We start from the raw sequence: 24,114 nt of genomic DNA on the forward strand, positions 1-24,114 counted from the left end.
CGGATTTCAGGCACAAAAAAGCGGCAGTTGAATGCCGCCTTTTTTGCCGAGCCGAAAAATTGTCAAGCGAACAGAATCGCCATGCGCAGCGCCGCTTGATGATCCAGCAGACCCAGCGGACACCGCGCAGTGGAACGATTAGTCGTTCTTGGTCTTGACGACTTTCTTGCCGCGGTAGTAGCCGTTCGGGCTGATGTGGTGACGCAGGTGCACTTCACCCGTGCTCGGCTCGACAGCCAGCGGAGCGCCCGTGAGGAAATCGTGCGAGCGGTGCATGCCGCGCTTCGACGGCGACTTCTTGTTTTGTTGAACTGCCATGATAACTCCTGAGAATTTCGCGAATTCTAACACAACCCGATCCGGCCGCCGCCACCCGAGGGGTTGGCAGGACTCCCGGATGGGGCCTACGAATGGGTACTGCGGTGTACTGCGCGCCACCGGCAGCAGCTTCAATGCTTGCTGCCAGGACCGTCCTTCTTGAGCGATTCGAGCGCCGCAAACGGGTTGACGCGCTCTTCCGTCTCGATTTCCTGCTCCGGCACGTCGTCCACGGAGTCCACGCCTTCCGCGCCATCGGCACCCGAGGCGAGGCTTTCGTGCACTGCCGGACAGACTTCGTGCTTCGGCACGAGCGGCAGGGAGAGCAACAGCTCCTCTTCGATCAAGTCGACGAGATCGAAATGGCGCGAGCCAACAATCACATCGACGTCATCGTCGTCGAGCGGAAACTCGTCCGCCTCCTCTTCCGTCTGGACGATACGGAAGACCCGGTCAGCGTCGAAAGCCTGCTCGTAGGGAGCGAGGCAACGCTGACACCCAAGCCATGCGCTACCGTGAATCGCAAGCCGCAGATACGGCTGCGGCCCTTCGGCACCGTCATCCTGTAATTCCGCCTGGGTGAACCCCGCCGCCTGCCACGTGAAGGCGGTGTCGCGATCTGGCGCGTCCGCCGGGACTTCGTTTAACATGCGCGGCAGTTGCGAGAGGCGCACGGCCCCTGCGGCTTCCCGGGCGCTACGCGCGAATTCGAAGAGATCGAGGTCGCGCGGGTTAAGCGAAGCGATGGCGCCCGCGGGCTTACCAGTTTGTTCGGTCATTGTGCGCTCCTGCGCGTCGTTGTCTACGCGCCAGTCTCGCGCGTGTCGCTACGACTGGCAAGCCGCGCTTGCGAACTGCCCGCGAACTGCGCCCTACTTTTGACTTCCCGGCTTTCGCCGCTCACCTCTACCCGAAGTGCGTGGGACCAACTCGGGGGCCAAGCCGAAGGGTCAAGCAAGGGTCAAGCCAAAAGGCAGACCGATGAAAAGCCCAAAATCATAACGCCTTTATCTTTTGGAGTCAAACACTTAACGGCTTGCACGCAAGTGTCTGTGCGGGCAGAGTTTTCCCTTTGAGCGCCATCTATCCGCCCCTCTTTTCTACGATCGACCGAACATGCAGGACATCTCCCCCACGGGCCGAGGCATCGACCTCTCCCCGAGCCGCCCCGCGCTGATTCTCGCTTCCAGCTCGCGCTACCGCCGCGAATTGCTGGAGCGGCTGTGCATTCCGTTCGACACCGCGGTGCCCGCTGTCGACGAAACGCCGCACGCCGGCGAAACGCCGGAAGCCACGGCGCTGCGGCTGGCGCAAGCCAAAGCCCGCGCCGTAGCGGCCGCCCTGCCCGCCGCGGCCGGCCGCACGCTCGTGATCGGGTCCGACCAGGTGGCAACCTTCGACGGCAAGCAGATCGGCAAGCCCGGCACCCATGAGCGCGCGCTGGCCCAGTTGCAGTCGATGCGGGGCCGCGAAGTCCTCTTCCATAGCGCGCTCAGCCTGCTCGACACCGCCACCGGCCAAACGGATACGGTCGACGTCGTGACGAAGGTGCGCTTCCGGCCCCTCTCCGACGCGAAGCTCGACGCCTACCTGCGCGCCGAGCAGCCCTACGACTGCGCCGGCAGCGCAAAGTCCGAAGGTCTGGGCATCGCGCTGCTCGAAGCGATCGAATCCGACGACCCCACCGCGCTGATCGGCCTGCCGCTCATCGCGCTCACGCGCATGCTGCTCGAGGCAGGCTACCCGCTGCTGGAGGCCCAATGACCGGCACGCTCTATCTGATTCCGAACACGCTCGGCGACGGCGACGAGGCCGCGCTCGCGGCCGTCCTGCCGGCCGCGGTGCGCGAGCGCGCGGGTACGCTCGCGAGCTACATCGGCGAAAACGCCAAGACGACACGCGCTTTCCTCAAGCGGGTCGGCACGACGCGTCCGATCCAGGAGATCGAGATCCGCGAGATGAACGTCAACACGCCGGCCGGCGAGATCGACAAGCTGCTCGCGCCGCTGCTCGCCGGGATCGACACGGGTCTCGTTTCGGAAGCGGGCGTGCCCGCTGTGGCCGACCCCGGCGCGCTGCTCGTGCGGCGGGCCCACGAACGCGGCATCAAGGTCGTGCCGCTCGTGGGGCCCAGCTCGATCCTGCTCGCGCTGATGGCCTCCGGCCTGAACGGCCAGAGCTTCGCCTTCCACGGCTACCTGCCGGTCGACGCGAACGAACGCGTCAAGAAGCTGCGCGAACTGGAGCAACACTCGCGCAAGGCGAAGCAAACGCAGATCTTCATCGAAACGCCCTACCGCAACCGGACGATGCTCGATGCGCTGCTCGCGAACTGCGCGCCCTCGACGCTCGTGTGCGTCGCCGTCGACCTCACGCTGCCGACGGAAACGATCGTGAGCCGAACGGTGGCCGACTGGAAGAAAAAGCCCGCGCCCGATCTGCACAAGCGACCGGCCATTTTTCTGCTGCTCGCCGCCTGACGCCACAGGGTCCGACGCGACACGACGCGAAGCCACCGCCCCCAAGCACAACGGCCGCCCGCGCACGAGGCGCGGACGGCCGCTCGCCATAAAGCCGCGGTTTTAGTGGACCGCGATCTGGCCGCTCGCGATCAGCGCGTGCATCGCGGCCGAGCCCACCGCCGTGCCGAAACGCTTCGCCACGCGGTCGGTGAGGCTCTGCTTGACCGTGTAGTCGACGATATCGGGCGCCTTGATAACCTCGCGCGCCACGTAGTCGGTGTCGCCAAAACCGTCCGCAAGACCCAGCTCCACGCTCTTCTCGCCCGTCCAGAACAGCCCCGAGAAAAGGTCGGGCGTATCGTGCAACCGCTTGCCGCGGCCGGTCTTCACCGCGTCGATGAACTGCTGATGGATCTGATCGAGCATGTCCTGGGCGTGGGCGTCCATCTGCGGGGTCTCCGGCGAGAACGGGTCGAAGAAGCCCTTGTTCTCGCCTGACGTGTGCAGGCGGCGCTGGATGCCGAGCTTGTCCATGAGACCCGTGAAGCCGAAGCCGTCCATCAGCACGCCGATCGAGCCCACGATGCTCGCCTTGTTCACGTAGATCTTGTCGGCGGCCGCCGCGACGTAATAGCCGCCCGACGCGCACATGTCGCCCACCACGACGTAGAGCGGGATAGCCGGGTACTTCTTGCGCAGCCGCAGGATCTCGTCGTTGATGATGCTCGCCTGCACGGGACTGCCCCCGGGGCTGTCGATGTGCAGGATCACGCCGGCCGTGCCGTCGTCGTCGAAGGCGCTGTCGAGCGCGCTGTTGATGTCTTCGGCGTTCGCGCTCGTATCGGACGCGATCTCGCCGTCGAGCGACACGAGCGCCGTGTGGCGGCTGTCGCCCTCGACGCGCGCGCCAGAGAGGTCCAGCACGCTCCATGCGATCACCAGCAGCACCGCGAGGAAGGCGAAGCGGAAGAATATCCTCCAGCGCCGCGCCGCGCGCTGCTCGTGGATCGCGGCCAGCGCGATACGCTCGAGCGCCTCGCGCTCCCAGCCGGGCGCGGGAGCGTTGCGGCCAGATGCGCTTTCAGCCGCGCCTTCAGCCGATTTGGGACGGACCGGTTCGTTCGATTCAGGGGTCGGATTGTCGGACATGCGAGCCGTGCGTGGTCAGGGTTGGGTCGGGCGGAGATCGCCATCGGGGAGCCAGAATACCGCACGGCCCTCGGGCGTGTCCCGTTCTTCGACACGCACCGGCCGCAGGCGGCCGCCGCGGCACGGACCGCCCACGCATTTGCCGGTGTCGGGCTCGTAGATCGCGCCGTGGGTCGCGCACATGAGATAGAGGCCGGACGACTCGAAGAACTGGCCTTCCACCCAGTCCAGCTCCATGGGCACGTGAGCGCAGCGATTCAGGTAGCCGTAAACCTCGCCGCCATAGCGAACGAAGAACACCACCGCCTCGCCGCCCACGTAGGTCGCGCTCATGCGCTGGCCCGCGCCGCCGTCGAGCAGGTCCTCCGCGGCACAAATTCGCACCGGATCGATCAGCGCCTCCGTCATGCGTGCTCCCGCAGCCAGGCAGCCAGCGCCGCCACATCGGGGGCGATGTAGCGCGGCGCAAGGGTTTCGAGCGATCCGGGCGCATGCGCGCCATACGCGACGCCCACGCCCGCCACGCCCGCGTTGATCGCCATCTGCAGATCGTGCGTCGTATCGCCGATCATCAGCGTGCGGCCGGGATCTTGCCCCAGTTCACGCGTCAACTCGTGAAGCATGGCCGGATGCGGCTTCGAGAAGGTTTCGTCCGCGCAGCGGGTGCCGTCGAAGAGACTCGTGAGGCGCGCCTCGTCGAGCGCGCGGTTCAGGCCGACGCGGCTCTTTCCCGTCGCCACGGCCAGCAGATAACCGACCTCGCGCAGTTCGGCCAGCATCTCGCGCACGCCGGCGAAGAGCTCGGTCTTTTGCTCGTTGAGCAGGTAGTGCACGCGGTAGCGCTCGACAAGACGCGGGTAGTCGGCCGTATCGAGCGTGGGCGCCGCAATCTGCAGCGCCTCGCGCAGGCCGAGGCCGATCACATAGCTCGCGGCTTCGTCGCCCGGCACGGGCAACCCCAGGTCGCGGCAAGCCGCCTGGATGCTGCGCGTGATGTGGGCCGTCGAATCCATCAGCGTGCCGTCCCAATCGAACACAATCAGGTCAAATTGTTCTCTGGCCATGCGGTGCTTCTCCAAACGGTATTGTTCTATTCGGGTTGCGCGGCGGGTTTGCCCGCGTCTCGCCCCGGTTCCGCACCCTCGCCGCCTTCGGCGCCGTCGCGCTGCGCGCGCAGCGACTCGACGAAGCGCCGACACTCGGCGGGCAGCGGCGCTTCGAACTGCAGCGTCTCGCCCGTGATCGGATGCACCAGCTTCAGCCGGTACGCGTGCAGAAACATGCGCTTGATGCCGGGTTTGGCCGCCGGGCGCGCGAGCGCCTTGTTCAGCGCGAAATCGCCGTATTTGGCGTCGCCGACGATGGGCAGGCCGAGGTGCGCCAGATGCACGCGAATCTGATGCGTGCGGCCCGTCTTCAGTTCCGCCTCGAGCAGAGCGTACTCCGGCCAGCGCTCGACGAGGTTGAAGACCGTATGCGAAGGCTGGCCGTCGGGCTGCACACGCACGCGACGCTCGCCTTCCGGGGTCAGGAACTTGTGCAGCGGCTCCTTCACCGCGCGGCGGCGGCCCCAGTCGCTCGCCCAGTCGCCGTGGACGCACGCGTAGTAGCGCTTGTCCATCCGGTTTTCGCGAATCTGCTCGTGCAGACCCACCAGCGCCGCGCGCTTCTTGGCCAGCATGAGGATGCCGGAGGTTTCGCGGTCGAGCCGATGCACCAGTTCGAGGAACTTCGCGTGCGGCCGCGCCTCGCGCAGCTGTTCGATCACGCCGAACGCCACGCCGCTGCCGCCGTGGACCGCCACGCCCGCCGGCTTGTCGATCACGAGCAGCGCTTCGTCCTCGTAAAGCACCGGAAACTGCGCGGCCGGCACGGGCGCGGCCACGGCGGCGCCTGCGTCGGCCTGCGCCGTGCGAATGGGCGGCACGCGCACAACGTCGCCAAGGACAAGCCGGTATTGGGCGTCGATCCGACCCTTGTTCACGCGAACTTCGCCGCTGCGCAGGATCCGGTAGATATGGCTTTTGGGCACGCCTTTGCAGACGCGCAGGAGGAAATTGTCGATGCGCTGACCGGCCGAGTCTTCATCGACTTCGACGTAGGAAACCTGGTCGCTTGCGACCTGATTCTGGGATATTTTGCCTAACCCTTTCATTCTGAATATAATTTGCCCAGCGCTCGCGCGAAGGTCGACCGAACGGCTAACAATCCGTCGGGTCCCGAAACCGCGCCGCCTGCGCTGGCAGCAAGCGATAAACCATTATTTTACTTGCGCCCGGGGCCAGTTGCTTGCCCCGAAAGTTGAGAAGCAACGAGTTGCACGCACGGAAGTCCGCATCGGCAGGGACGGCGCCCACAGGCACGTTCGGCTGACAGCAGGCTCCGACGGTAACGGAAGGTTGGTATAAAGAATTCATCCGGCGAATCCCGCCGCACGGTCGAAGTGGCCGTCGAGAGGACGCGCCGGTGGCGAATAACGGCGAGCGCCCGAAGCGTCCTGCGTAACGTGCGGGACAAGGCGACGTCAACAATGGCGAGACACCCCGAGGGGGAAGACGGGCGTTATCTGAAAGCTTCCCGTGCGCGGCCGGCCGGTTTGAAACCGGGGGCCGCAAACCTGATCCGGCCAGCAGCGCGCGCGGTTCGCCGCTGCGGTCGATGCCGGTTGTACCGGTCGCGGCCGTGCGTTCCGATGCTCTGCATCGCGCACCCGGCGCCCGGATGGGAAGCGCAGGTACTACGCGTCGTCGCGCTCCCGCGGCAACTCGCGCCGCTTGTTGAAGCCGTATTCGCATGAGCCCCGCGGTCCGTCCGGGCATCGCAGCCATCGTGCTGCGCGTCGCCCCGGCCAGATCCACTGAAGGCAATTCTCCCCGCCATCGTTCCTGCTCCCGCGTGCTTGTGAAAACACGATAAGGCGCGGCATGCCGCTGCCCGTCCAGGTGCCGCCCGGCCTTTCGCCCGGCGCCGCGACGGACTGCGCGCGAAGCCGCTCTGGAGCCGTTCAATGAAACGAATGCTGTTCAACGCGACGCAGCAGGAAGAGCTGCGCGTCGCCATCGTCGATGGTCAGAAGCTGATCGACATCGACATCGAAACCGCCGGGCGCGAACAGCGCAAAGGCAATATCTACAAGGGCGTCATCACCCGCATCGAGCCCTCGCTCGAAGCGTGTTTCGTCAACTACGGCGAAGACCGCCACGGCTTCCTGCCGTTCAAGGAAGTCGCCCGCCAGTACTTCCGCGAAGGCGTGGACATGCGCGGCGCGCGTATCCAGGACGCCCTCAAGGAAGGCCAGGAACTGATCGTCCAGGTCGAGAAGGAAGAGCGCGGCAACAAGGGCGCGGCGCTGACCACCTTCATCTCGCTCGCCGGCCGCTATCTCGTCCTCATGCCGAACAACCCGCGCGGCGGCGGCGTGTCGCGCCGCATCGAGGGCGACGACCGTCAGGAACTGCGCGAAACCATGGCGCAGCTGCAACTGCCGGACGGCATGAGCATCATCGCGCGCACGGCCGGCATCGGCCGCTCCGCCGAAGAGCTCCAGTGGGACCTGAACTACCTGCTGCAACTGTGGCGCGCCATCGAAGCCGCGTCGCAGGCCGGCACGACCGGCCAGCCGATGCTGATCTATCTGGAATCGAGCCTCGTGATCCGCGCGATCCGCGACTACTTCCAGCCCGACATCGGCGAAATTCTCATCGACACCACCGAGATCCATGACCAGGCACGCGCCTTCATGGATATCGTGATGCCGGACAATGTCAACAAGGTGAAGCGGTACCACGACGACGTGCCGCTCTTCTCGCGTTTCCAGATCGAGCACCAGATCGAGACGGCGTACTCGCGCACGGTGCCGCTACCCTCGGGCGGCGCGATCGTGATCGACCACACCGAAGCCCTCGTCGCCATCGACGTGAACTCGGCGCGCGCCACCAAGGGCGCCGACATCGAGGAAACCGCCGCGCGCACCAACCTCGAAGCCGCCGACGAAGTGGCGCGCCAGCTGCGTCTGCGCGACCTGGGCGGCCTGATCGTGATCGACTTCATCGACATGGAGTCGGCCAAGAGCCAGCGCGAAGTCGAGCAGCGCCTGAAGGACGCGCTGCGCCACGACCGCGCGCGCGTGCAGATGGGCAAGATCTCGCGCTTCGGCCTGATGGAGCTGTCGCGCCAGCGTCTGCGCCCGGCCCTTTCGGAAGGCAGCCACGTCACCTGCCCGCGCTGTAACGGCACGGGTCATATCCGCGATACGGAATCGTCGGCGCTTCAGGTCCTGCGCATCATCCAGGAAGAGGCAATGAAGGAAAACACCGCGGCGATCCATTGCCAGGTGCCGGTCGAAGTGACCGCCTTCCTGCTGAACGAAAAGCGTTCGGAGATCAACAAGATCGAGTCGCGCTTCAAGGTCGCCGTCGTTCTGATTCCGAACAAGCACCTCGAAACGCCGCACTACAAGCTCGAGCGCCTGCGTCACGACGACGCGCGCCTCGACGATCCGCGCGCCTCGTGGAAGATGGCCGAGGAAGCGGCTCGCGAGCTCGAGTCCGAAACGGGTTACAGCAAGCGCACCGCCGAAGCCAAGCCCAAGCAGGAAGCCGCGGTGAAAGGCATTACGCCGGAGCGTCCGGCGCCGAGCGCGCCGGTCAAGCCTGCCGAGGCGGCACCCGCAGCCGCTCAGGTCGCCGTGACGCCGGCCGGCGGCGGATTCTTCGGCTGGGTCAAGCGTATCTTCGGCGGCGCACCGGCCGCGGTGCCCGCACCGGCGCCGGCCGAGCAGGACAAGGCGGCCCGCCCGGCTCGCGAAGCGCGTGGTGAGCGCGGCGAGAAGGCCGGGGCAGGAACCGGCGGCGATCGCAACCGCAATCGTCGTTCGGGTGGCCGTGACGCGGCTGGCCGCGGCGAAGCGGCAGGCAGCGCGCGCGCCGGGCAGTCGTCGCGCCGCGAGGAACGCGAGCCGCGCGAAAGCCGCGAGGGTCGTGCCCCGCGCGAGGGACGCGAAGGCCGTGAAGCCCGTGAGGGACGCGAAGGCCGCGAGGCTCGCGGCGAGCGCGAACAGCGCATCGAACGCGTGGAACGCGGCGAGCACCGCACCGATCAGGCAGAAGCCGCCGCACCGCGCGGCGAGCGCCAGGAACGTGGGGAGCGCCGTGAACGTGGCGAGCGTGGTGAACGCCGCCGTACGCAGCAAACCGAAGCCGCCGAAGCCCAGGAAGCGCGTCTCGACGCCGCCGCTGTCGAAGATACCGGCGCTGTGTTGACGGAAGGCGTCGCACCGGGTGCCACCGATGAAGATGCCGGCGCGCCGCGTGAAGGCGAGGAACGCCGCCGCCGCCGTCGCGGCCGCCGTGGCGGTCGTCGCGAACGCGAAACCGAAGGCGTCGCCGACGTGGGCGCTGAAGGTGCGCAGGAAGACGCCGCTCAGGCCGAGGCAGCAGCGCCGGCGCAAGCCGAACACGCCGCGGCGCCCGTTGCCGCAGCCGCGCAAGCCGCAGCCGAAGCGCCGACGCCGGACGTCACCGTGCACACGATCGTCGCCGAATCGGTGGTCGTGACGGCCCTGCCGGAAGCGCCGCAAGCCGTCGTGATCCAGGAAGCTGCCCGGACGGAAGCACCGGCGGAAACGTCCGCGCAAGCGCCCGCTCAAGCGGCGCCGGTCGAGTCCGTCGCGCCTGCCGTTGCCGAACCGGTCGCGCCTGTCGCGGCAGAGCCGGCCGAGACGGCTGCCCCCGTGGCGGAAGCCGCACCGGTCGAGCCGCTCCCGGCTGAAACGCCCCCTGTCCGGGAAGACCGGGTGGAAGCCCCGGCTGCGCTGCAACCCGTCGAGCGACCGGCAGAACGACCGGCGGAACAACCGGCGCCGCAAGCGGTCGAGCCGGCAGCGCAACCTGCGGCCGAACCCGTCGCAGCCGCGCCCGTGGCACAGACCCCGGCCCGTCCGGCCGCCATAACCGCGCTGTCGGCCGAAACGCTGGAACCGATGCTGGCTGCCGCTGGCCTCGTCTGGGTCAACACCGACACCGGCAAGCTGCACGCGGCTCAGACCGCAGCCGCACTGATCGTGAAGCCGGCCCGCGTGCCGCGCGAGCGCAAGCCGATGCAGCAGGTCGACACGACGCCGATGCAGCAGGTCGAAACGAACCGCTAGGCGCAGTAAGGCCTGTCTCGCCAGGAGATGCCGGGCGTCGCGCCCGCGTCGCCTGGCGCAAAGGAAGCCCGCCATATCGGCGGGCTTTTTTTTGATATATCACTGCCTCTCCGTGAGGCGGACGGGGTGGAGGTTCGGCTAAAATTCAACCAACACCCGAACGAAGCCACGATGTCCCGACGCATCATTCCTGTTGCCGATGCCCGCACGCTGCCGCCCCACGCGGCGGATGGTGCCGCGCGCGCGCCGTCCGGCGAGGTTCTCGACACCCTCGTGCGGCCCTTGCGCGATCTGCGCATCTCGGTCACGGACCGCTGCAACTTCCGGTGCGTCTACTGCATGCCGCGCGAAGTGTTCGACAAGAACTACCCGTTCCTGCCGCACGCCGCCCTCCTCTCGCTCGAGGAAATCGAGCGCCTCGCGCGGCTTTTCGTCGCGCACGGCGTCACGAAGATCCGCCTGACCGGGGGCGAACCGCTCCTGCGCAAGAACATCGAGTTCCTGATCGAACGTCTCGCTGCGTTGCGCACGCCCGAAGGCGAGCCGCTCGACCTCACGCTCACGACCAACGGGTCGTTGCTGGCCCGCAAGGCGCGCACGCTGCGCGACGCCGGTCTCGCGCGCGTCACCGTGAGCCTCGACGCCCTCGACGACGCGCTCTTTCGCCGCATGAACGACGCCGACTTCGCGGTCGCCGACGTGCTCGAGGGCATCGCGGCCGCGCAGGCCGCGGGCCTCGCGCCGCTGAAGGTCAACATGGTGGTCAAGCGCGGCACCAACGACAGCGAAATCGTGCCGATGGCTCGGCACTTCCGCGGCTCGGGCGTGACGCTGCGCTTTATCGAATACATGGACGTGGGCAGCTCGAACGGCTGGAACATGACCGAGGTGCTGCCCTCGGCGGACGTCGTCGCGCGCATCGCCGAGCACTTTCCGCTCGTGCCGCTCGAAGCCCACGACGCGGCAGAGACCGCGCAACGCTGGGGCTACGCCGACGGCGCAGGGGAAATCGGCGTGATCTCCAGCGTGACGCGCGCGTTCTGCGGCACCTGCACGCGCGCGCGCCTCTCGACCGAGGGCAAGCTGTACCTGTGCCTGTTCGCCTCGATGGGATACGACTTGCGCGCGCTCCTGCGCAACGGCGCCGGCGACGCAGCGGTCTCGGCGGCCATCGCCCAGGTCTGGGAAGGCCGCGCCGACCGCTACTCGCAGTTGCGCGGCAGTGCCGCCGCTCCCGCAGAGTCCAACGAACGCCGCATCGAAATGTCCTATATCGGCGGATAAATTGCCGATGTTCGCCAACCTGCCCGCCGCCGCCATCACGGGACTCGTGCTCGCGGGCGGACGCGGCCAGCGCATGGGCGGCGCCGACAAAGGCCTGCAGGCGCTACATGGCCGGCCGCTCGCGGCGCACGTGCTCGCGCGGCTCGCGCCCCAGGTCGGCACACTGGCGATCAGCGCCAACCGCCACGCCGAAACCTACGCGGCGCTCGGCGCCCCATGGCATGCGCAGGTGCTCGCCGACACCGTTCCCGATTACCCCGGCCCGCTCGCGGGCCTGCTGGCCGGGCTCGCCGCGGCGCGCACCGACTGGCTGCTGGCCGCACCGTGCGATTCGCCCTGGCTGCCCGCCGATCTGGCGACGCGGCTGTCGACTGCGGCACTCGCCGAAAACGCCGGCATCGCGACCGTCACCACCACCAACACCGCCGGCGAAGTTTCCCTGCACCCGGTCTTCGTGCTGCTGCGCACGGCGCTTGCCGACGACCTCGCGAGTTTTCTGAACGCGGGCGAGCGCAAGGTGCGCGCGTGGTACGGGCGCCACAAGACAGTCGAAGTGGCCTTTGCCGAGGAACGTGCGTTTTACAATATCAACTCTTTGCAGCAGCTCGCCGACCTCGACCGTGCCTGACTAACGGGATAACGGGAGCAATGCAGGAGCGCCCTGCGAGCCACCGCCCCGAGGCATATCAGGCATGCCCACCCGTACGACCGCCGCACCCGACCGGGCTTAACGCGCCGCCTCTCCACCCGATGACCACGCTTAACACTTTGTCCGGTTGCGTCAGCCGTTACGATCCTCAAGCCCTGCCCGTAAGCGCCGCCCAGGCCATCGTGCTGCAATGGGTCACGCCGCTGGCCGCAAGCGAGCGCGTACCGCTGCGCGATGCCCTGGCGCGCGTGCTCGCCGCGGACGTGGTCTCGCCGATCGACGTCCCCGCGCACGACAACGCCGCCATGGACGGCTACGCGTTCGACGGTGCCGCGCTGCAAACCCATACTGGCGACACGCTGACCCTTGAGGTCGCAGGCAAGGCCTTTGCAGGGCATCCGTACGCGGGCGGAATCGCAGCGAACGCGTGCGCGCGCATCATGACCGGCGCGCCGATGCCCGCCGGCTGCGACACGGTCGTCCCGCAGGAGCACGCGCAGCGCGAAGGCGATCGCGTGACGTTTGCCGCGCAAGCCGTCGCGCGCGGCGCAAACCGCCGCCGCCGCGGCGAAGATCTCGCGCAGGGCAGCGCCGCCCTGCGCGCCGGCCGCATCCTGCGCGCCTCCGACATCGGCCTGATCGCTTCGCTCGGCTTCACCGACGTCGACGTGAAGCAACGGCTGCGCGTGGCCTACTTCTCGACCGGCGACGAACTGCGCTCGCCGGGCGAGCCGCTGGACGCGGGCTGCATCTACGACAGCAACCGCTACACGCTGGGCGCCATGCTCAAGCGGCTCGACGTCGAAGCCATCGACCTCGGCCTCGTGCGCGACGAACCGGCCGCCCTCGCCGCCACGCTGAAGCTGGGCGCCGAGTGCGCCGACGTGGTACTGACTTCGGGCGGCGTTTCGGTTGGCGAAGCGGATTTCACGCGCCAGCAGTTGCAGACGCTCGGCGATGTCACGTTCTGGGGCCTCGCGATGCGCCCCGGCCGACCGCTCGCGTTCGGCCGCATCTGGTCGGGCGGCAGGCCCGGCGCGGGGCGCGCGGCGCTCCTCTTCGGCTTGCCGGGCAACCCGGTCGCGACGATGGTGACGTTCTACCAGATCGTGCGCCCCGCCCTGCTGGCCATGGCAGGCGCCGCCCCGCAGCCCGTGCCGCTGATCCCGGCGCGCTGCGACGCGCCGATCCGCAAGCGGGCCGGCCGCACCGAATTCCAGCGCGGCGAGGCGCACCGCGACGAACGCGGCGAATGGCGCGTCACGCCAACGGGATCACAAAGTTCCGGCGCGCTCAGCACCATGAGCGAGGCAAATTGCTTTATCGTGCTCGCCCATGAAGCCTCCGATCTCGACGCCGGCGAAGCCGTCGAGATCATGCTTTTCGACGGACTCGTCTAACACGGGCCAATCCATTCCAGCCTTTGTCGAATTCGACACGTCCACCACGTCATACGGACCGACTCACATGAAAAAACAGATCTCGTTCATTGCCGCGGGGCAGACTGCCAAGGCGCTCATCCTCGTGTACCTGACGTTCAGCGTGCCGCTCGTGCTGCTCGTCGCCGTCGTCGCGTTCCTGCGCTACGGCACCTTCGAACTGGCCACCGTCTTCAGCGCGCTGCTGCTCAACGCCATCGTCGGCTTCATCCTGCTGTGGATCGCCTGCCACGCCTATAACTGGGTCGCGGCGCGCTTCGGCGGCATCGAAATCCACCTTACCGACGCGCCGGAGGAAGCGTAATGCCGGCGACGATCCGCGCAGCCGCGCCGGCCGACGTCGGCGCCATGCACGCGTTGATGTACGAACTGGCCGAGTTCGAAAAACTCACGCATCTGTTCGTCGGCACGCCCGAGGGGCTCGCCGACGCGCTCTTCGGCGCGCGTCCCGCGGCGGAGGCGCTGGTCGCCGAAGAGGCCGGGAAGATCGTCGGCTATGCGCTCTTCTTCCACAATTATTCGACCTTCCTCGGCCGCCGCGGGCTCTATCTCGAAGACCTCTACGTGCAGCCGTCGCAGCGCGGCACCGGCCTCGGCACGGCGATGCTGCGCGCGCTCGCGGCCATCGCCGTGGAACGTCAGTGCGGACGCTTCGAGTGGACCGTGCTCGACTGGAACCAGCCGGCCATCAGCTTCTACGAGAAGATGGGCGCCACCGTGCTGCCGGAATGGCGCGTCGTGCGCGTGGCCGGCGAGGCGCTCGAACGCCTCGCCACGCCGGCCGAACAGCCGGCCTGAACCCGCGCCTATTCGTCGGCGGCGCCGTTGCGCAAGGCGTCGCCCAGCAGGTCCGTCGCTTCCTCGCCCGGCAGCGCCTCCACGTCGCGCAGCTTGCGGTTCATCGCGCGTGTGCGCACCTCGGCGGCCTCGATCGAGCGCGTCACCGTTTCGAGCTGCGATTTCGTCTTTGCGAGCACATCGCCGAACTTGCCGAACTCCGTCTTTACCGCGCCCAGCACCTGCCACACCTCGCTTGAGCGGCGCTCGATGGCGAGCGTGCGGAAACCCATCTGCAGGCTGTTGAGCAGCGCCGTGAGCGTGGTGGGGCCGGCCACCGTCACGCGGAAATCGCGCTGCAGCAGGTCGGTCAGACCCGGGCGGCGCAGGATCTCCGCGTAGAGTCCCTCGGTCGGCAGAAACAGCAGCGCGAAGTCCGTGGTGTGCGGCGGCGCGACGTACTTCTCCGCAATCGTGCGCGCCTCGGCCCGCACGCGCGCCTCCAGCGCGCGGCCCGCTTCCTCGATGGCCGGCACGTCGGCGCGCTCCTGCGCGTCGATCAGGCGCTCGTAGTCCTCGCGCGGGAATTTCGCGTCCACCGGCAGCCACACGGGCGCGGCCGTGCCGTCGGCGCCCTCGCCCAGACCGCGTCCTGGCAGGCGAATCGCGAACTCGACGCGTTCGTTGCTCTTCGGCACCGTCGCCACGTTCTTCGCGTACTGGTCGGGCGTGAGCATCTGTTCGAGCAGCGCCTCGAGCTGGACCTCGCCCCACGTGCCGCGCGTCTTCACGTTCGTGAGCACCTTCTTCAGGTCGCCGACACCGGCCGCCAGCGTCTGCATCTCGCCCAGCCCGCGATGCACCTGCTCCAGACGATCCGACACGAGCTTGAACGACGCGCCAAGGCGCTGTTCGAGCGTCGCATGCAGCTTTTCGTCGACGGTGCGGCGCATCTCTTCGAGCTTCGCGGCGTTGTTCGCCTCGATGTCCTTCAGGCGCTGCTCCAGCGTCGCGCGCACTTCGGCGAAGCGCCGGTCGTTCGCCTCCGTGAGCTGCGCGAGCTGCTGCGCCAACACGCCGCCGAAATGGCGCAGCGCGGCGCCCTGCTCGTCGCGCGCCTGCTGCGCCTGCTGCTGCAGGCTCTGGCGCACCGCTTCGAGCTGCTGCGCGTTGGTCTCGGTCAGCTTGACGAGCTGCTGCGCGAAACCGTCGATCTGGTTGTTCTGCACCGTCGCAATGCTGGTGAGGTGCGCGGCCAGCGCCTGCTGCACCTGGGCGAAGCCGCCGCCGAACTCGCTGCGCGAGGCCTGCGCCGTGCGCGCGATTTCGTTGCGCAGTTCGCGTTCGATGCGCTCAGCGGCACGCGACTGCGTCTCGGTCGAGGCGGCGAGGCGGTCGCTTAACGCATCCAGCCCTTCGTGGAGCGCGTGCGCCGCATCGGCTTCGTCGCCCCGGCGAGCGCGCATCAGCACGACGAGCGCGACAACGAGAGCTATCGCGACCAGCAGCGTCGCGACGGACATCAACAGCAACGGACTCATGAACGGGCTTTCCCCATGACGTCAGGATTGATCGGATTGGGCGGGCGTCCCGCGCGCGGCCCCTCGCCCAGCGCGGCGATGAGATTGTCGGCGGCGAGGTTCGCCATGGCGCGGCGTGTCGCCTCGCTCGCGCTCGCGATATGCGGCGTGAGCACGACGTTGGGCACGGTCAGCAGCGCCGGATGCACCTTCGGCTCGCCTTCGAACACGTCGAGGCCCGCTGCCGCGATGCGGCGCTCGCGCAGCGCCTCGGCCAGCGCGGCGTCGTCGACAATGCCGCCGCGCGCGACATTGGTGAGCGTCGCCGTGGGCTTCATCAGCGCAAGCTCCGCCGCGCCGATCGTGTGATGGTTTTCCGCCGTGTAGGGCAGCACGAGGACGACGTGATCGGCCTCGCGCAGCAGCGCCTCCTTCGTGCGGTATTCGGCATTCAGCGCGGATTCGATTTCCGGCGCGACGCGCGAGCGGTTGTGATAGATCACGCGCATGTTGAAGCCCTGCGCGCGCCGCGCGATCGCCTGGCCGATGCGGCCCATGCCGACGACGCCGAGCGTCGAGCCGTAGACGTCGGGCCCGATAAACATGTCGTACGACCACTTCTCCCACTTGCCCGCGCGCAGGTAGTGCTCCGATTCCGTGATGCGGCGCGCGGCCGCCATCATCAGCGCCCAGCCGAAGTCGGCCGTGGTTTCGTTGAGCACGTCGGGCGTGTTGGTGCCCAGCACGTTCGCGGCATTGAACGCCGCCATGTCGAAGTTGTTGTACCCCACGGCCATATTCGCGACCACTCGCAGGCGCGGCGCGGCCGCGAGCATCGCGGCGTTGATCGGGTCGCCGGCCGTGAGCGCGCCGTCCTTGTCGGCGAGACGCCGCGCGAGCTCGTCGGCCGGCAGCGCGTCGCCGTTGTTCCAGTCCACCTCGAAATGCTGCTTGAGGCGCTCGATCACGTCGGGAAAAATGGGCCGCGCCACGAGGATCTTCTGCATCGTTGCTCTCCACTTCGGTTTCGGTTGCATACGCGGGCGACGCTCAGGCGAAAAAGAGCCAGGTCGCCGCAAGAAATATCGGCACAAGTATCGCGCAGGACCAGCCAAGATAGCCGAAGAAACCCGGCATGCGCACGCCGCGCGATTCCGCGATCGCCTTCACCATGAAATTCGGCGCGTTGCCGATGTAGGTGTTTGCTCCCATCAGCACCGCACCCGCGGAAATCGCCGCGAGCGTCCTGGCGCCCGATGTCATGAGCGTCTGGGCGTCGCCGCCCGCGAGATTGAAAAACACGAGCCAGGTCGGCGCATTGTCGAGGAAGGACGACAAGAGGCCCGTTGCCCAGAAATACATCGCGTCGTTGGGTCGGCCCGGCGCGTCGTTCACGAGGCGGATGATGCCCGCGAATGCGCCCGCCTCGCCCGTGCGCAGAATCGCAATGACGGGCGTGATGGTCACGAAGATGCCTGCGAAAAGCTTCGCGACCTCGGCGATGGGCGCCCAGTTGAATTCGTTGCCGGCACGCGCTTCGCGTGGCGTGAAAACAAGCGACGCGACCGCGAGCAGAACGAGGCCCGCGTCGCGCACGAGGTTCTGCAGTTCGATGCGCGCCCCCGGCACCGTGAGCGCGATACCCGGCTTCCAGACGCCGCTCAGCAGCACGAGACCGATCACGCCCGCGAGCAGCGCGAAATTGAACTTGCCGCCGATGCCGAGCCAGCCCATACCAGGCGTCGGAGGCGTCGGGTCGAGGAACGCGGCGCGCGCTTCGTCTCCGCGGGCGAAGAGCCGCACGTCGATCACATAGAATACGGCGAGCAGCACGCCGCAGACAAAGAGCATCGGCAGGATGAGATGCTGCGTAGTCCAGAAGAAACCCACGCCGTTCAGGAAGCCGAGAAAGAGCGGCGGATCGCCGAGCGGCGTGAGCATTCCGCCCGCGTTCGCCACGAGAAAAATGAAGAACACCACGACATGCACGTTGTGCCGCCGGTTATCGTTCGCGCGCAGGAGCGGCCGGATCAGCAGCATGGCCGCGCCGGTCGTGCCCATGAAGCTCGCGAGCAGCGCGCCCAGCGCGAGGATCGCCGTATTCGTGCGCGGCGATCCTCGCAGCGTGCCGTACACGCAGATGCCGCCCGCGATCGTGTAAAGCGAGCCGAGCAGGACGATGAACGGCAGATATTCGTCGATCAGCGCATGCAGGAACATCGGCCAGGCGGCGGCGATGCCGTGCGTCGCCGCGAACGGCACGAGGAATGCGAGCGCCCACGCCGCGGCGATCTTGCCGAAATGCCGATGCCAGAACACCGGCGCGAACATCGGATAGAAGGCGATCGAGAACAGCATGCCCGCGAACGGCAGCCCCCAGGTGGCGGGGAGCGCCGCACCATCGACGCCTTCGGCATGCGCGCAGGCGGGCAGCAGCGCCAGAGCGGCGGCAAGCGCCGCTGCACAGCCCTTGTGCGTCATTTACGCGCCATGCACGACGATGACGTGCACGCGGTACGGTCCGTGCGCGCCGAGGATGATGGTCTGTTCGATGTCGCCGGTGCGCGACGGCCCCGAGACGAAATTCACGGCGCGCGGCAACTCGCCGCGTTCGGCGCGCATTAGCGCGAAGGCATCCTCGTGGCCCGCGACGATGCGCGACGCGGGCACGACGGCCAGGTGCGTTTCGGGCAGCAGCGCGCCCGAAGCCCAGGTGTCGGGACTCGAAAGCAACACGAGCGTGCCGGTCTCGGCGGTGGCGCAGAAGCAGCCCGTGAGGCCGACCAGATCGCGATCCTCGGGTTTGCGAAATTCGACCGTCAGGCCAGCGGCAGCCCAGTCGAGCGAAGCGAGCGTGGCCCAGGCCACTGCCTCGACGGCAAGGCCGCGTTCGACGAGATAGCGCTGCGCGGCGGCCGGCACGGCGGCCATGCCCTCGACTTCCTCGACGGTGCTGGACATCTTCTGCGCCTCGCGCACGAAACGCGCGACGAGGTCGCCTTCCAGCGTGGGCCTCGGTCCTTCGGGATGACGCGCCAGATAGTCGGCCACGGCCTCGCGTTCGGACGCGGCGGGCGCCGCCTCGCGGCCCTGGGCCGCGCGAATGCGCGCGAGTATGCTGCGGCGGGCGGCCGTGGTGTCCATGAGCGATCGATCCTCGTTGCGTTGAAGAAAAGCGCGACGCGCTCGCGCGCGGGGCATGGGTGCCGATTATAACGGCGCACCTCGCGTGCCACCCCGCGCCGCTCAAGGTGCTACTTGCCCGCGCATTCCTCTTCGGTGGGCTGCGCGATACCGAACACCTGGCGCAGATACGCGAGATAGGCCCTGTCGTCGCACATGTTCTTGCCGGGCGAGTCGGAAAGCTTCGCGACGGGCTGCCCGTTGCAGCGAACCATCTTGATGACGATCTGCAGCGGCTGGTAGCCGAGGTCGTTCGTGAGGTTCGTGCCGACGCCGAATGCGAGCCGGCAGCGCCCGCGAAAACGCTCGTAGAGCCGCAGCACCTTCGGGATGTCGAGCGCGTCCGAGAAGATCATGGTCTTCGTGCGCGTGTCGCAGCGGTTGTCCTCGTAGTGCTTGAGGAGGCGCTCGCCCCACTCGAACGGATCGCCCGAATCGTGGCGCGCGCCGTCGAAGAGCTTGCAGAAGTACACGTCGAAGTCGCGCAGGAAGGCCTGCATGCCGTACACGTCCGAAAGCGCGATGCCGAGGTCGCCGCGATACTCCTTCGCCCACATCTCGAAGCCGTAGATCTGCGAGTCGCGCAGACGCGGCCCGAGGGCCTGGCACGCCTGCAGGTACTCGTGCGCCATCGTGCCGAGCGGCGTGAGGTTGTGCTTCATCGCGTAGTACACGTTGCTCGTGCCCGCGAACTGCTCGCCGAGATCCTCCTTGAGCGTGAGGATCACTTCTTCGTGCCAGCGCTTGGAGAAGCGGCGGCGCGTGCCGTAGTCGGCGATCTTGCAGTCGGCGAACTCGGGCTTCGCGCCGAGCAGCTCGATCTTGCGGCGCAGACGCTCGCGGCCTTCGTCGTATTGCGGATGGTGCTGCGTGTTGCGGAAATAGACCTCGTTGACGATGGCAAGCACCGGGATCTCGAAGAGGATCGTGTGCAGCCACGGCCCCTTGATCTCGATGTCGATTTCGCCGTTGTTCTTCGGCGACGGCGTCACGGAGATGTACTTCTCGTTCAGATGGAAGAGCGCGAGGAAATCGACGAAATCGCCCTTGACGAAGCGCATGCGGCGCAGGTAGTCGAGCTCGACTTCGGAAAAACGCAGCCGGCAGAGCTTCTGGATCTCGCTTCTGATCTCGTCGACGTAAGGGACGAGATCGACGCCCGGCGTGCGGCAGCGAAAGCGGTATTCCACGCTCGCGGCCGGGAAATGATGCAGCACCACCTGCATCATCGTGAATTTGTACAGATCGGTATCGAGCAGCGAAGTAATGATCATGATGAGCCAGCCGGACTGCATTCTGAGGACGCGCCCCATGTTACCCGAATGCGCACGCGTTTACCGCCCTGCCCGGCACGCCCGCGCGCTTTGCAGCCGGTCCGGAGCAACTACGGCGGGGCAATCGGAATGCCCTGCGCCGCGCCATAAACTAATCACGAAACGATCTAAGCCCCCTTTGCGGGCCTCTCGCAGGGAAAATTCGCGTTCAGTTACAATGCTGGTTTCGGCCCATGCGCCCTCCCACGATACAAAAGCTTGCAGGAGCTGCCTGAATGACCCACGTTGTGACCGAAAGCTGCATCAAGTGCCGCTATACCGATTGCGTCGATGTGTGCCCGGTGGACTGCTTTCGCGAAGGTCCCAACTTCCTCGCGATCGATCCTGACGAGTGCATCGACTGCGCCGTGTGCGTGGCCGAGTGCCCGGTGAACGCCATCTACGCCGAAGAAGACGTGCCGGGCGACCAGCAACACTTCACCGCCCTGAACGCCGAACTGGCGAAGGACTGGCCGAGCATCACCAAGACCAAGGCCCCGCTGCCCGAAGCCGACGAATTCAAGGACGTGAAGGACAAGCTCGCGCTGCTGGTGCGTTGATCGCGCGTTAGTGCCGCGCTGAACCGCGCCGGCTGCCGTACCGCCCGTCGTTTCGTGCCGGAACGGATTTGTTTTTGGGATGCGGCCGAGGTGTTGACAGATCCCTCGGCGCCTCATAGAATCTCGTTCTCTGCTTTTGTTGTTCCCCGATAGCTCAGTCGGTAGAGCGCCGGACTGTTAATCCGTAGGTCCCTGGTTCGAGCCCAGGTCGGGGAGCCAAAGAATCGCAAAAGCCCGTTAACCACAACGGGCTTTTTTATGGTGTAAAGAGTTGCTGCATTGCTGTTCCCCGATAGCTCAGTCGGTAGAGCGCCGGACTGTTAATCCGTAGGTCCCTGGTTCGAGCCCAGGTCGGGGAGCCAAAAATCGAAGGCGTTGCGCGAAATCGCGCAACGCCTTTTTCTTTTTGCGCGCCCCTCCCGCGGCACCCGCTGTCGCGTGGCTTCGCCCGCTATCCGCGCACCAGGCACCGGCGGGCGAACCGGCCTGCCCGATAATGACGGTTCGCTACCCTCGGGAATCCGATATGTCCGTATCTCGATTCATCGCCCTGCTGAGCGGCACCGCCCTCGGCTTCGCGCTCGCCACCGCCCACGCCGAGCAGATCGGCAGCGTGAACACCAATTTTCACCTCACCGGATCCGACCGCGTGGTCGTCGAAGCCTATGACGACCCGCAGGTGCGCGGCATCACCTGCTATGTCTCGCGCGCCCGCACGGGCGGCGTGAAGGGCACGCTCGGCATTGCCGAAGATCCGACCGAAGCTTCCATCGCCTGCCGCCAGGTCGGCCCGATCTCCTTCACCGGGCCGCTCAAGCAGCAGGACGACGTGTTCAACGAGCGCATGTCCTTCCTCTTCAAGACGCTGCACGTCGTACGCGTGGTGGACGCGAAGCGCAACGCGCTCGTCTATCTGACCTACAGCGACCGCGTGGTGAGCGGCAGCGCCAAGAACAGCGTCACCGCCGTGCCGGTGCCGGCAGGCACGACGATCCCGCTGCGCTAGCGCCCTCCCCGTGGCGCGCCCGCCCGCTTGCGTACGCCTACGTGCGCTCGCGGGCGCGCTACACTGAAAGACGCCCACCCCGATTGCCCACCGCCATGACCGCCCGCCGTTTCCGAGATTTCGCCCGCTACTGGCGCACACCGCTCTTGCCCGGCGCGGATCTCGTCACAGCCGAGTATCACGAGCACACGTTCGCGCCGCACTGGCACGAGGCCTACGCCATTCCGGTGATCGAGGACGGCGCCGAGTGCTACCGCTACCGGGGCGCGCAGTACGTGGCGGAGGCGGGAACCGTGCCGATCATCCATCCCGGCGAGTTGCACACGGGTTCGCGCGCGGTGGACGAAGGCTGGCGCTATCGCGTGATGTACGTGCCGATCGACTATCTGCGCGGGCTGGCCGACGAAATCGCCGGGCGGACGCAGCCGCTGCCGTGGTTCGGCTCCGAGGTGATCCGCGATGCCGATCTGGCGCGGCGCCTCTCCCACGCGCACCGGCTGCTCGAAGCGGATGTCGACCGGCGCCGCGGCGCGGTGCCGATCAAGGCCGATGCCGACAGTCCGGTCGCGACCGGCCCAGAGAGCCCCGGCAGCGATCTGCTGCGGGTGGAAGGCGCCCTTATCGACGCGCTCTCGACCCTGCTCGCGCGCCATGCCCACACGGAGGCGGCGCCCGTGCGCGCGTCGCCGAACGATGCGCGCGTAGAGACGATGAAGGCCCTGCTCGCCGCCGATCTCACGGCGCCATTGCGGGTCGCCGATCTCGCCAAAGCCGTCGGCCTTTCTCCGTTTCACGCCGCCCGGCTCTTCACGCACGCGACCGGCCTGCCGCCGCACGCATGGCGCACGCAGCTGCGCCTGCAGCGCTCGCTCGCGCCGCTGCGCGCGGGCGCCACGGTCGCCGACGTCGCCAGCGCCGCCGGTTTCACCGACCAGAGTCACTTCACGCGGCACTTTCGCCGCATGTTCGGCGTGCCGCCGGGACGCTGGCAGGCGCCGTAAGCTCCGTCGGCGCCGCCGCAAGAACGTACAAGCCAGGTGCGCGCGCAAGCGCTACGCTGTCCTCCAGTCTCAGGAGGACAGCTTGACCACGCATCCCACTCGCTCCCACGAGTTCGCCACAGGCGCACGCGACACGATCCCCATGATGGTCGGCGCCGCGCCGTTCGGCGTCATTTTCGGCACGCTCGTGACCTCGGGCCCGCTGGCGCTCTGGCATGGCCAGTTCATGTCGCTGGCCGTGTTCGCCGGGTCCGCGCAGTTCATCGCCCTCGGCCTGATCGCCTCGCACGCGAGCTTTGTCGTGATCTGGGCGACCACGCTCGTCGTCAACCTGCGTCACGTGCTCTACAGCGCGACGCTCGCCCCCTACGTCTCGCACCTGCCGCTGCGCTGGCGTCTCGTGCTGGGCGGGCTCCTCACCGACGAAGTCTTCGCCGTCGCCTGGGCGCACTTCCGCCGCCATCCGCCCGGCGGCGAGGTTTCGCCCTGGCACTTCCTCGGCTCGGGCATCGCGATGTACGTGAACTGGCAGATCTGGACCGCCGTTGGCTTGCTGTTCGGCGCCGCATTTCCGGGCCTGCAATCGCTCGGGCTCGATTTCGCGATGGTCGCCACCTTCATCGCCATCGTCGTGCCGCAGCTCGTCGCCGTGCGCTATGTCGCCGCCGCCGTCACGGCCGGCGCGCTCGCCTTCTTCTGGCAGGGCTGGCCGTACAAGCTCGGGCTGCTCGCCGCCGTGCTCGCCGGCGTCGTGGTGGGCGTAGCAATGTCGCTGCCGCGCGTCACCCGTCGTGCCGAACCCCACACCGAACCTCGCGCCGAACCTCGCGCCGCCGGAGCCCGCCAATGAGCTATGTCGCCCTGATCCTCGGCATGGCCCTCATCACCTGGCTCGTGCGCACCGCCGTCTTCGTGCTCGGCGAGCGGCTCGTGTTCCCGCCGCTCGTGCGCACCGCGCTCGGCTTCGTGCCCGTCACGGTGCTCACCGCGATCATCGTGCCGATGGCCGTCTCGCCGCACGGTCACGGCGCCGAGCTCAGCTGGCGCAATCCGCAGCTCGTGGGCGCGCTCGCCGCCATTGTCGTCAGCGTGCTGACGCGGCGGCCGCTCGTCACGATCGCGGTCGGCCTCGGCGTGTTCTTCCTCTGGCAGGGCGTCGTTTTGCGCTAGGGTGCGCGGCCGCGCGCCGCCTCCCGCCTGGCCCGTCTCAAGTTTCGCCCCACGAGGCCGTTAATCCCGTCAAGGCCTGCTTTGGCGCCGTCGCCCGCGTGTTCGCGGAGGCGCCGCACGGCGTCACCCGTGCCG

24 protein-coding genes and 2 tRNA genes are annotated in these 24,114 nt (G+C 67.5%); 15 read left to right on the top strand and 11 right to left on the bottom strand.

Annotated features, from left to right (window positions below):
• Window positions 1–138: 138 nt before the first annotated feature.
• Window positions 139–318: a 50S ribosomal protein L32 gene (rpmF, locus tag BAC01S_RS13625; protein ID WP_018441573.1), complete on the bottom strand. Its 180-nt coding sequence runs from the start codon at window positions 316–318 to the stop codon at window positions 139–141.
• Window positions 319–449: 131 nt separating this feature from the next.
• On the bottom strand, window positions 450–1,097 hold the full coding sequence (locus BAC01S_RS13630; RefSeq protein ID WP_027795265.1) for a DUF177 domain-containing protein: 648 nt from the start codon (window positions 1,095–1,097) through the stop codon (window positions 450–452).
• Between the two features lie 337 nt (window positions 1,098–1,434).
• On the opposite strand from BAC01S_RS13630, the gene BAC01S_RS13635 reads away from it, so the two are divergent.
• Together BAC01S_RS13635 and BAC01S_RS13640 are read left to right on the top strand one after the other, a co-directional pair.
• Window positions 1,435–2,082 carry a Maf-like protein gene (locus BAC01S_RS13635; protein ID WP_043202202.1) on the top strand — a complete coding sequence of 216 codons (648 nt, stop codon included), beginning with the start codon at window positions 1,435–1,437 and terminating at the stop codon, window positions 2,080–2,082.
• Entirely contained in the window at window positions 2,079–2,798 is a 720-nt protein-coding gene (locus tag BAC01S_RS13640; protein ID WP_027795267.1) for an SAM-dependent methyltransferase, read from the top strand. Before BAC01S_RS13635 ends, BAC01S_RS13640 begins: the two co-directional genes overlap by 4 nt.
• 102 nt (window positions 2,799–2,900) lie before the next feature.
• Here BAC01S_RS13640 and BAC01S_RS13645 read toward each other — a convergent pair whose 3' ends face one another.
• Genes BAC01S_RS13645 through BAC01S_RS31275 form a run of 4 tightly spaced genes read right to left on the bottom strand, consistent with a single transcriptional unit; the run spans window position 2,901 to window position 6,084 of the window.
• A complete protein-coding gene (locus tag BAC01S_RS13645; RefSeq protein ID WP_027795268.1) occupies window positions 2,901–3,929 on the bottom strand; it encodes a S49 family peptidase in 1,029 nt (342 codons plus the stop codon).
• A 15-nt stretch (window positions 3,930–3,944) separates the two neighbouring features.
• Window positions 3,945–4,337 carry a Rieske (2Fe-2S) protein gene (locus BAC01S_RS13650; RefSeq protein ID WP_027795269.1) on the bottom strand — a complete coding sequence of 131 codons (393 nt, stop codon included), beginning with the start codon at window positions 4,335–4,337 and terminating at the stop codon, window positions 3,945–3,947.
• Complete coding sequence (locus tag BAC01S_RS13655) at window positions 4,334–4,993, bottom strand: HAD-IA family hydrolase (RefSeq protein WP_027795270.1); 660 nt, start codon at window positions 4,991–4,993, stop codon at window positions 4,334–4,336. The genes BAC01S_RS13650 and BAC01S_RS13655 overlap by 4 nt, the downstream gene beginning before the upstream one ends.
• 26 nt (window positions 4,994–5,019) lie before the next feature.
• On the bottom strand, window positions 5,020–6,084 hold the full coding sequence (locus BAC01S_RS31275) for an RluA family pseudouridine synthase (protein ID WP_043202203.1): 1,065 nt from the start codon (window positions 6,082–6,084) through the stop codon (window positions 5,020–5,022).
• A gap of 852 nt (window positions 6,085–6,936) precedes the next feature.
• On the opposite strand from BAC01S_RS31275, the gene BAC01S_RS13665 reads away from it, so the two are divergent.
• The 6 genes from BAC01S_RS13665 (at window position 6,937) to BAC01S_RS13690 (ending at window position 14,247) form a co-directional block, all read left to right on the top strand.
• Window positions 6,937–10,077 carry an Rne/Rng family ribonuclease gene (locus BAC01S_RS13665; RefSeq protein ID WP_027795271.1) on the top strand — a complete coding sequence of 1,047 codons (3,141 nt, stop codon included), beginning with the start codon at window positions 6,937–6,939 and terminating at the stop codon, window positions 10,075–10,077.
• Between the two features lie 171 nt (window positions 10,078–10,248).
• Window positions 10,249–11,361 (top strand): GTP 3',8-cyclase MoaA, encoded by a 1,113-nt coding sequence (gene moaA, locus BAC01S_RS13670; protein ID WP_027795272.1) that lies wholly within the window; start codon window positions 10,249–10,251, stop codon window positions 11,359–11,361.
• A gap of 7 nt (window positions 11,362–11,368) precedes the next feature.
• A complete protein-coding gene (gene mobA, locus BAC01S_RS13675) occupies window positions 11,369–11,989 on the top strand; it encodes a molybdenum cofactor guanylyltransferase MobA (protein ID WP_043202206.1) in 621 nt (206 codons plus the stop codon).
• A gap of 122 nt (window positions 11,990–12,111) precedes the next feature.
• Window positions 12,112–13,410, top strand: a complete 1,299-nt coding sequence (gene moeA, locus BAC01S_RS13680) for a molybdopterin molybdotransferase MoeA (RefSeq protein WP_027795274.1) — start codon at window positions 12,112–12,114, stop codon at window positions 13,408–13,410.
• 67 nt (window positions 13,411–13,477) lie between these two features.
• Window positions 13,478–13,753, top strand: coding sequence for a hypothetical protein (locus BAC01S_RS13685; protein ID WP_027795275.1), 276 nt, complete (start codon window positions 13,478–13,480; stop codon window positions 13,751–13,753).
• Window positions 13,753–14,247, top strand: coding sequence for a GNAT family N-acetyltransferase (locus BAC01S_RS13690; RefSeq protein ID WP_027795276.1), 495 nt, complete (start codon window positions 13,753–13,755; stop codon window positions 14,245–14,247). The genes BAC01S_RS13685 and BAC01S_RS13690 overlap by 1 nt, the downstream gene beginning before the upstream one ends.
• An 8-nt stretch (window positions 14,248–14,255) precedes the next feature.
• Here BAC01S_RS13690 and BAC01S_RS13695 read toward each other — a convergent pair whose 3' ends face one another.
• The 5 genes from BAC01S_RS13695 to pncB form a co-directional block, all read right to left on the bottom strand.
• Entirely contained in the window at window positions 14,256–15,767 is a 1,512-nt protein-coding gene (locus tag BAC01S_RS13695) for a DNA recombination protein RmuC (protein ID WP_027795277.1), read from the bottom strand.
• Window positions 15,764–16,753: a 2-hydroxyacid dehydrogenase gene (locus tag BAC01S_RS13700; RefSeq protein WP_027795278.1), complete on the bottom strand. Its 990-nt coding sequence runs from the start codon at window positions 16,751–16,753 to the stop codon at window positions 15,764–15,766. The genes BAC01S_RS13695 and BAC01S_RS13700 overlap by 4 nt, the downstream gene beginning before the upstream one ends.
• A 43-nt stretch (window positions 16,754–16,796) precedes the next feature.
• Window positions 16,797–18,227, bottom strand: coding sequence for a sodium:proton antiporter (locus BAC01S_RS13705; RefSeq protein WP_027795279.1), 1,431 nt, complete (start codon window positions 18,225–18,227; stop codon window positions 16,797–16,799).
• Window positions 18,228–18,890, bottom strand: coding sequence for a LutC/YkgG family protein (locus BAC01S_RS13710; RefSeq protein ID WP_027795280.1), 663 nt, complete (start codon window positions 18,888–18,890; stop codon window positions 18,228–18,230).
• 110 nt (window positions 18,891–19,000) lie between these two features.
• Complete coding sequence (pncB, locus tag BAC01S_RS13715) at window positions 19,001–20,203, bottom strand: nicotinate phosphoribosyltransferase (protein WP_027795281.1); 1,203 nt, start codon at window positions 20,201–20,203, stop codon at window positions 19,001–19,003.
• A gap of 275 nt (window positions 20,204–20,478) precedes the next feature.
• Here pncB and fdxA point away from each other — a divergent pair, with 275 nt between their 5' ends.
• The 7 genes from fdxA to BAC01S_RS13750 all read left to right on the top strand — a co-directional run bounded on the left by fdxA (window position 20,479) and on the right by BAC01S_RS13750 (window position 23,979).
• A complete protein-coding gene (gene fdxA, locus BAC01S_RS13720; RefSeq protein WP_027795282.1) occupies window positions 20,479–20,802 on the top strand; it encodes a ferredoxin FdxA in 324 nt (107 codons plus the stop codon).
• A gap of 143 nt (window positions 20,803–20,945) precedes the next feature.
• A tRNA-Asn gene (locus BAC01S_RS13725) sits at window positions 20,946–21,021 on the top strand.
• Between the two features lie 67 nt (window positions 21,022–21,088).
• Window positions 21,089–21,164 (top strand) — tRNA-Asn (locus tag BAC01S_RS13730).
• Between the two features lie 164 nt (window positions 21,165–21,328).
• Window positions 21,329–21,808: a CreA family protein gene (locus BAC01S_RS13735; RefSeq protein ID WP_043202207.1), complete on the top strand. Its 480-nt coding sequence runs from the start codon at window positions 21,329–21,331 to the stop codon at window positions 21,806–21,808.
• 95 nt (window positions 21,809–21,903) lie between these two features.
• Window positions 21,904–22,809: a helix-turn-helix transcriptional regulator gene (locus BAC01S_RS13740; RefSeq protein WP_027795284.1), complete on the top strand. Its 906-nt coding sequence runs from the start codon at window positions 21,904–21,906 to the stop codon at window positions 22,807–22,809.
• A gap of 142 nt (window positions 22,810–22,951) precedes the next feature.
• Window positions 22,952–23,659 carry an AzlC family ABC transporter permease gene (locus BAC01S_RS31280; protein ID WP_084168578.1) on the top strand — a complete coding sequence of 236 codons (708 nt, stop codon included), beginning with the start codon at window positions 22,952–22,954 and terminating at the stop codon, window positions 23,657–23,659.
• A complete protein-coding gene (locus BAC01S_RS13750; protein ID WP_027795285.1) occupies window positions 23,656–23,979 on the top strand; it encodes an AzlD domain-containing protein in 324 nt (107 codons plus the stop codon). Before BAC01S_RS31280 ends, BAC01S_RS13750 begins: the two co-directional genes overlap by 4 nt.
• The last annotated feature ends 135 nt before the right edge of the window (window positions 23,980–24,114 follow it).

Source organism: Paraburkholderia acidipaludis NBRC 101816 (assembly GCF_000684975.1).
GTDB classification, from domain to species: Bacteria; Pseudomonadota; Gammaproteobacteria; order Burkholderiales; family Burkholderiaceae; genus Paraburkholderia; species Paraburkholderia acidipaludis.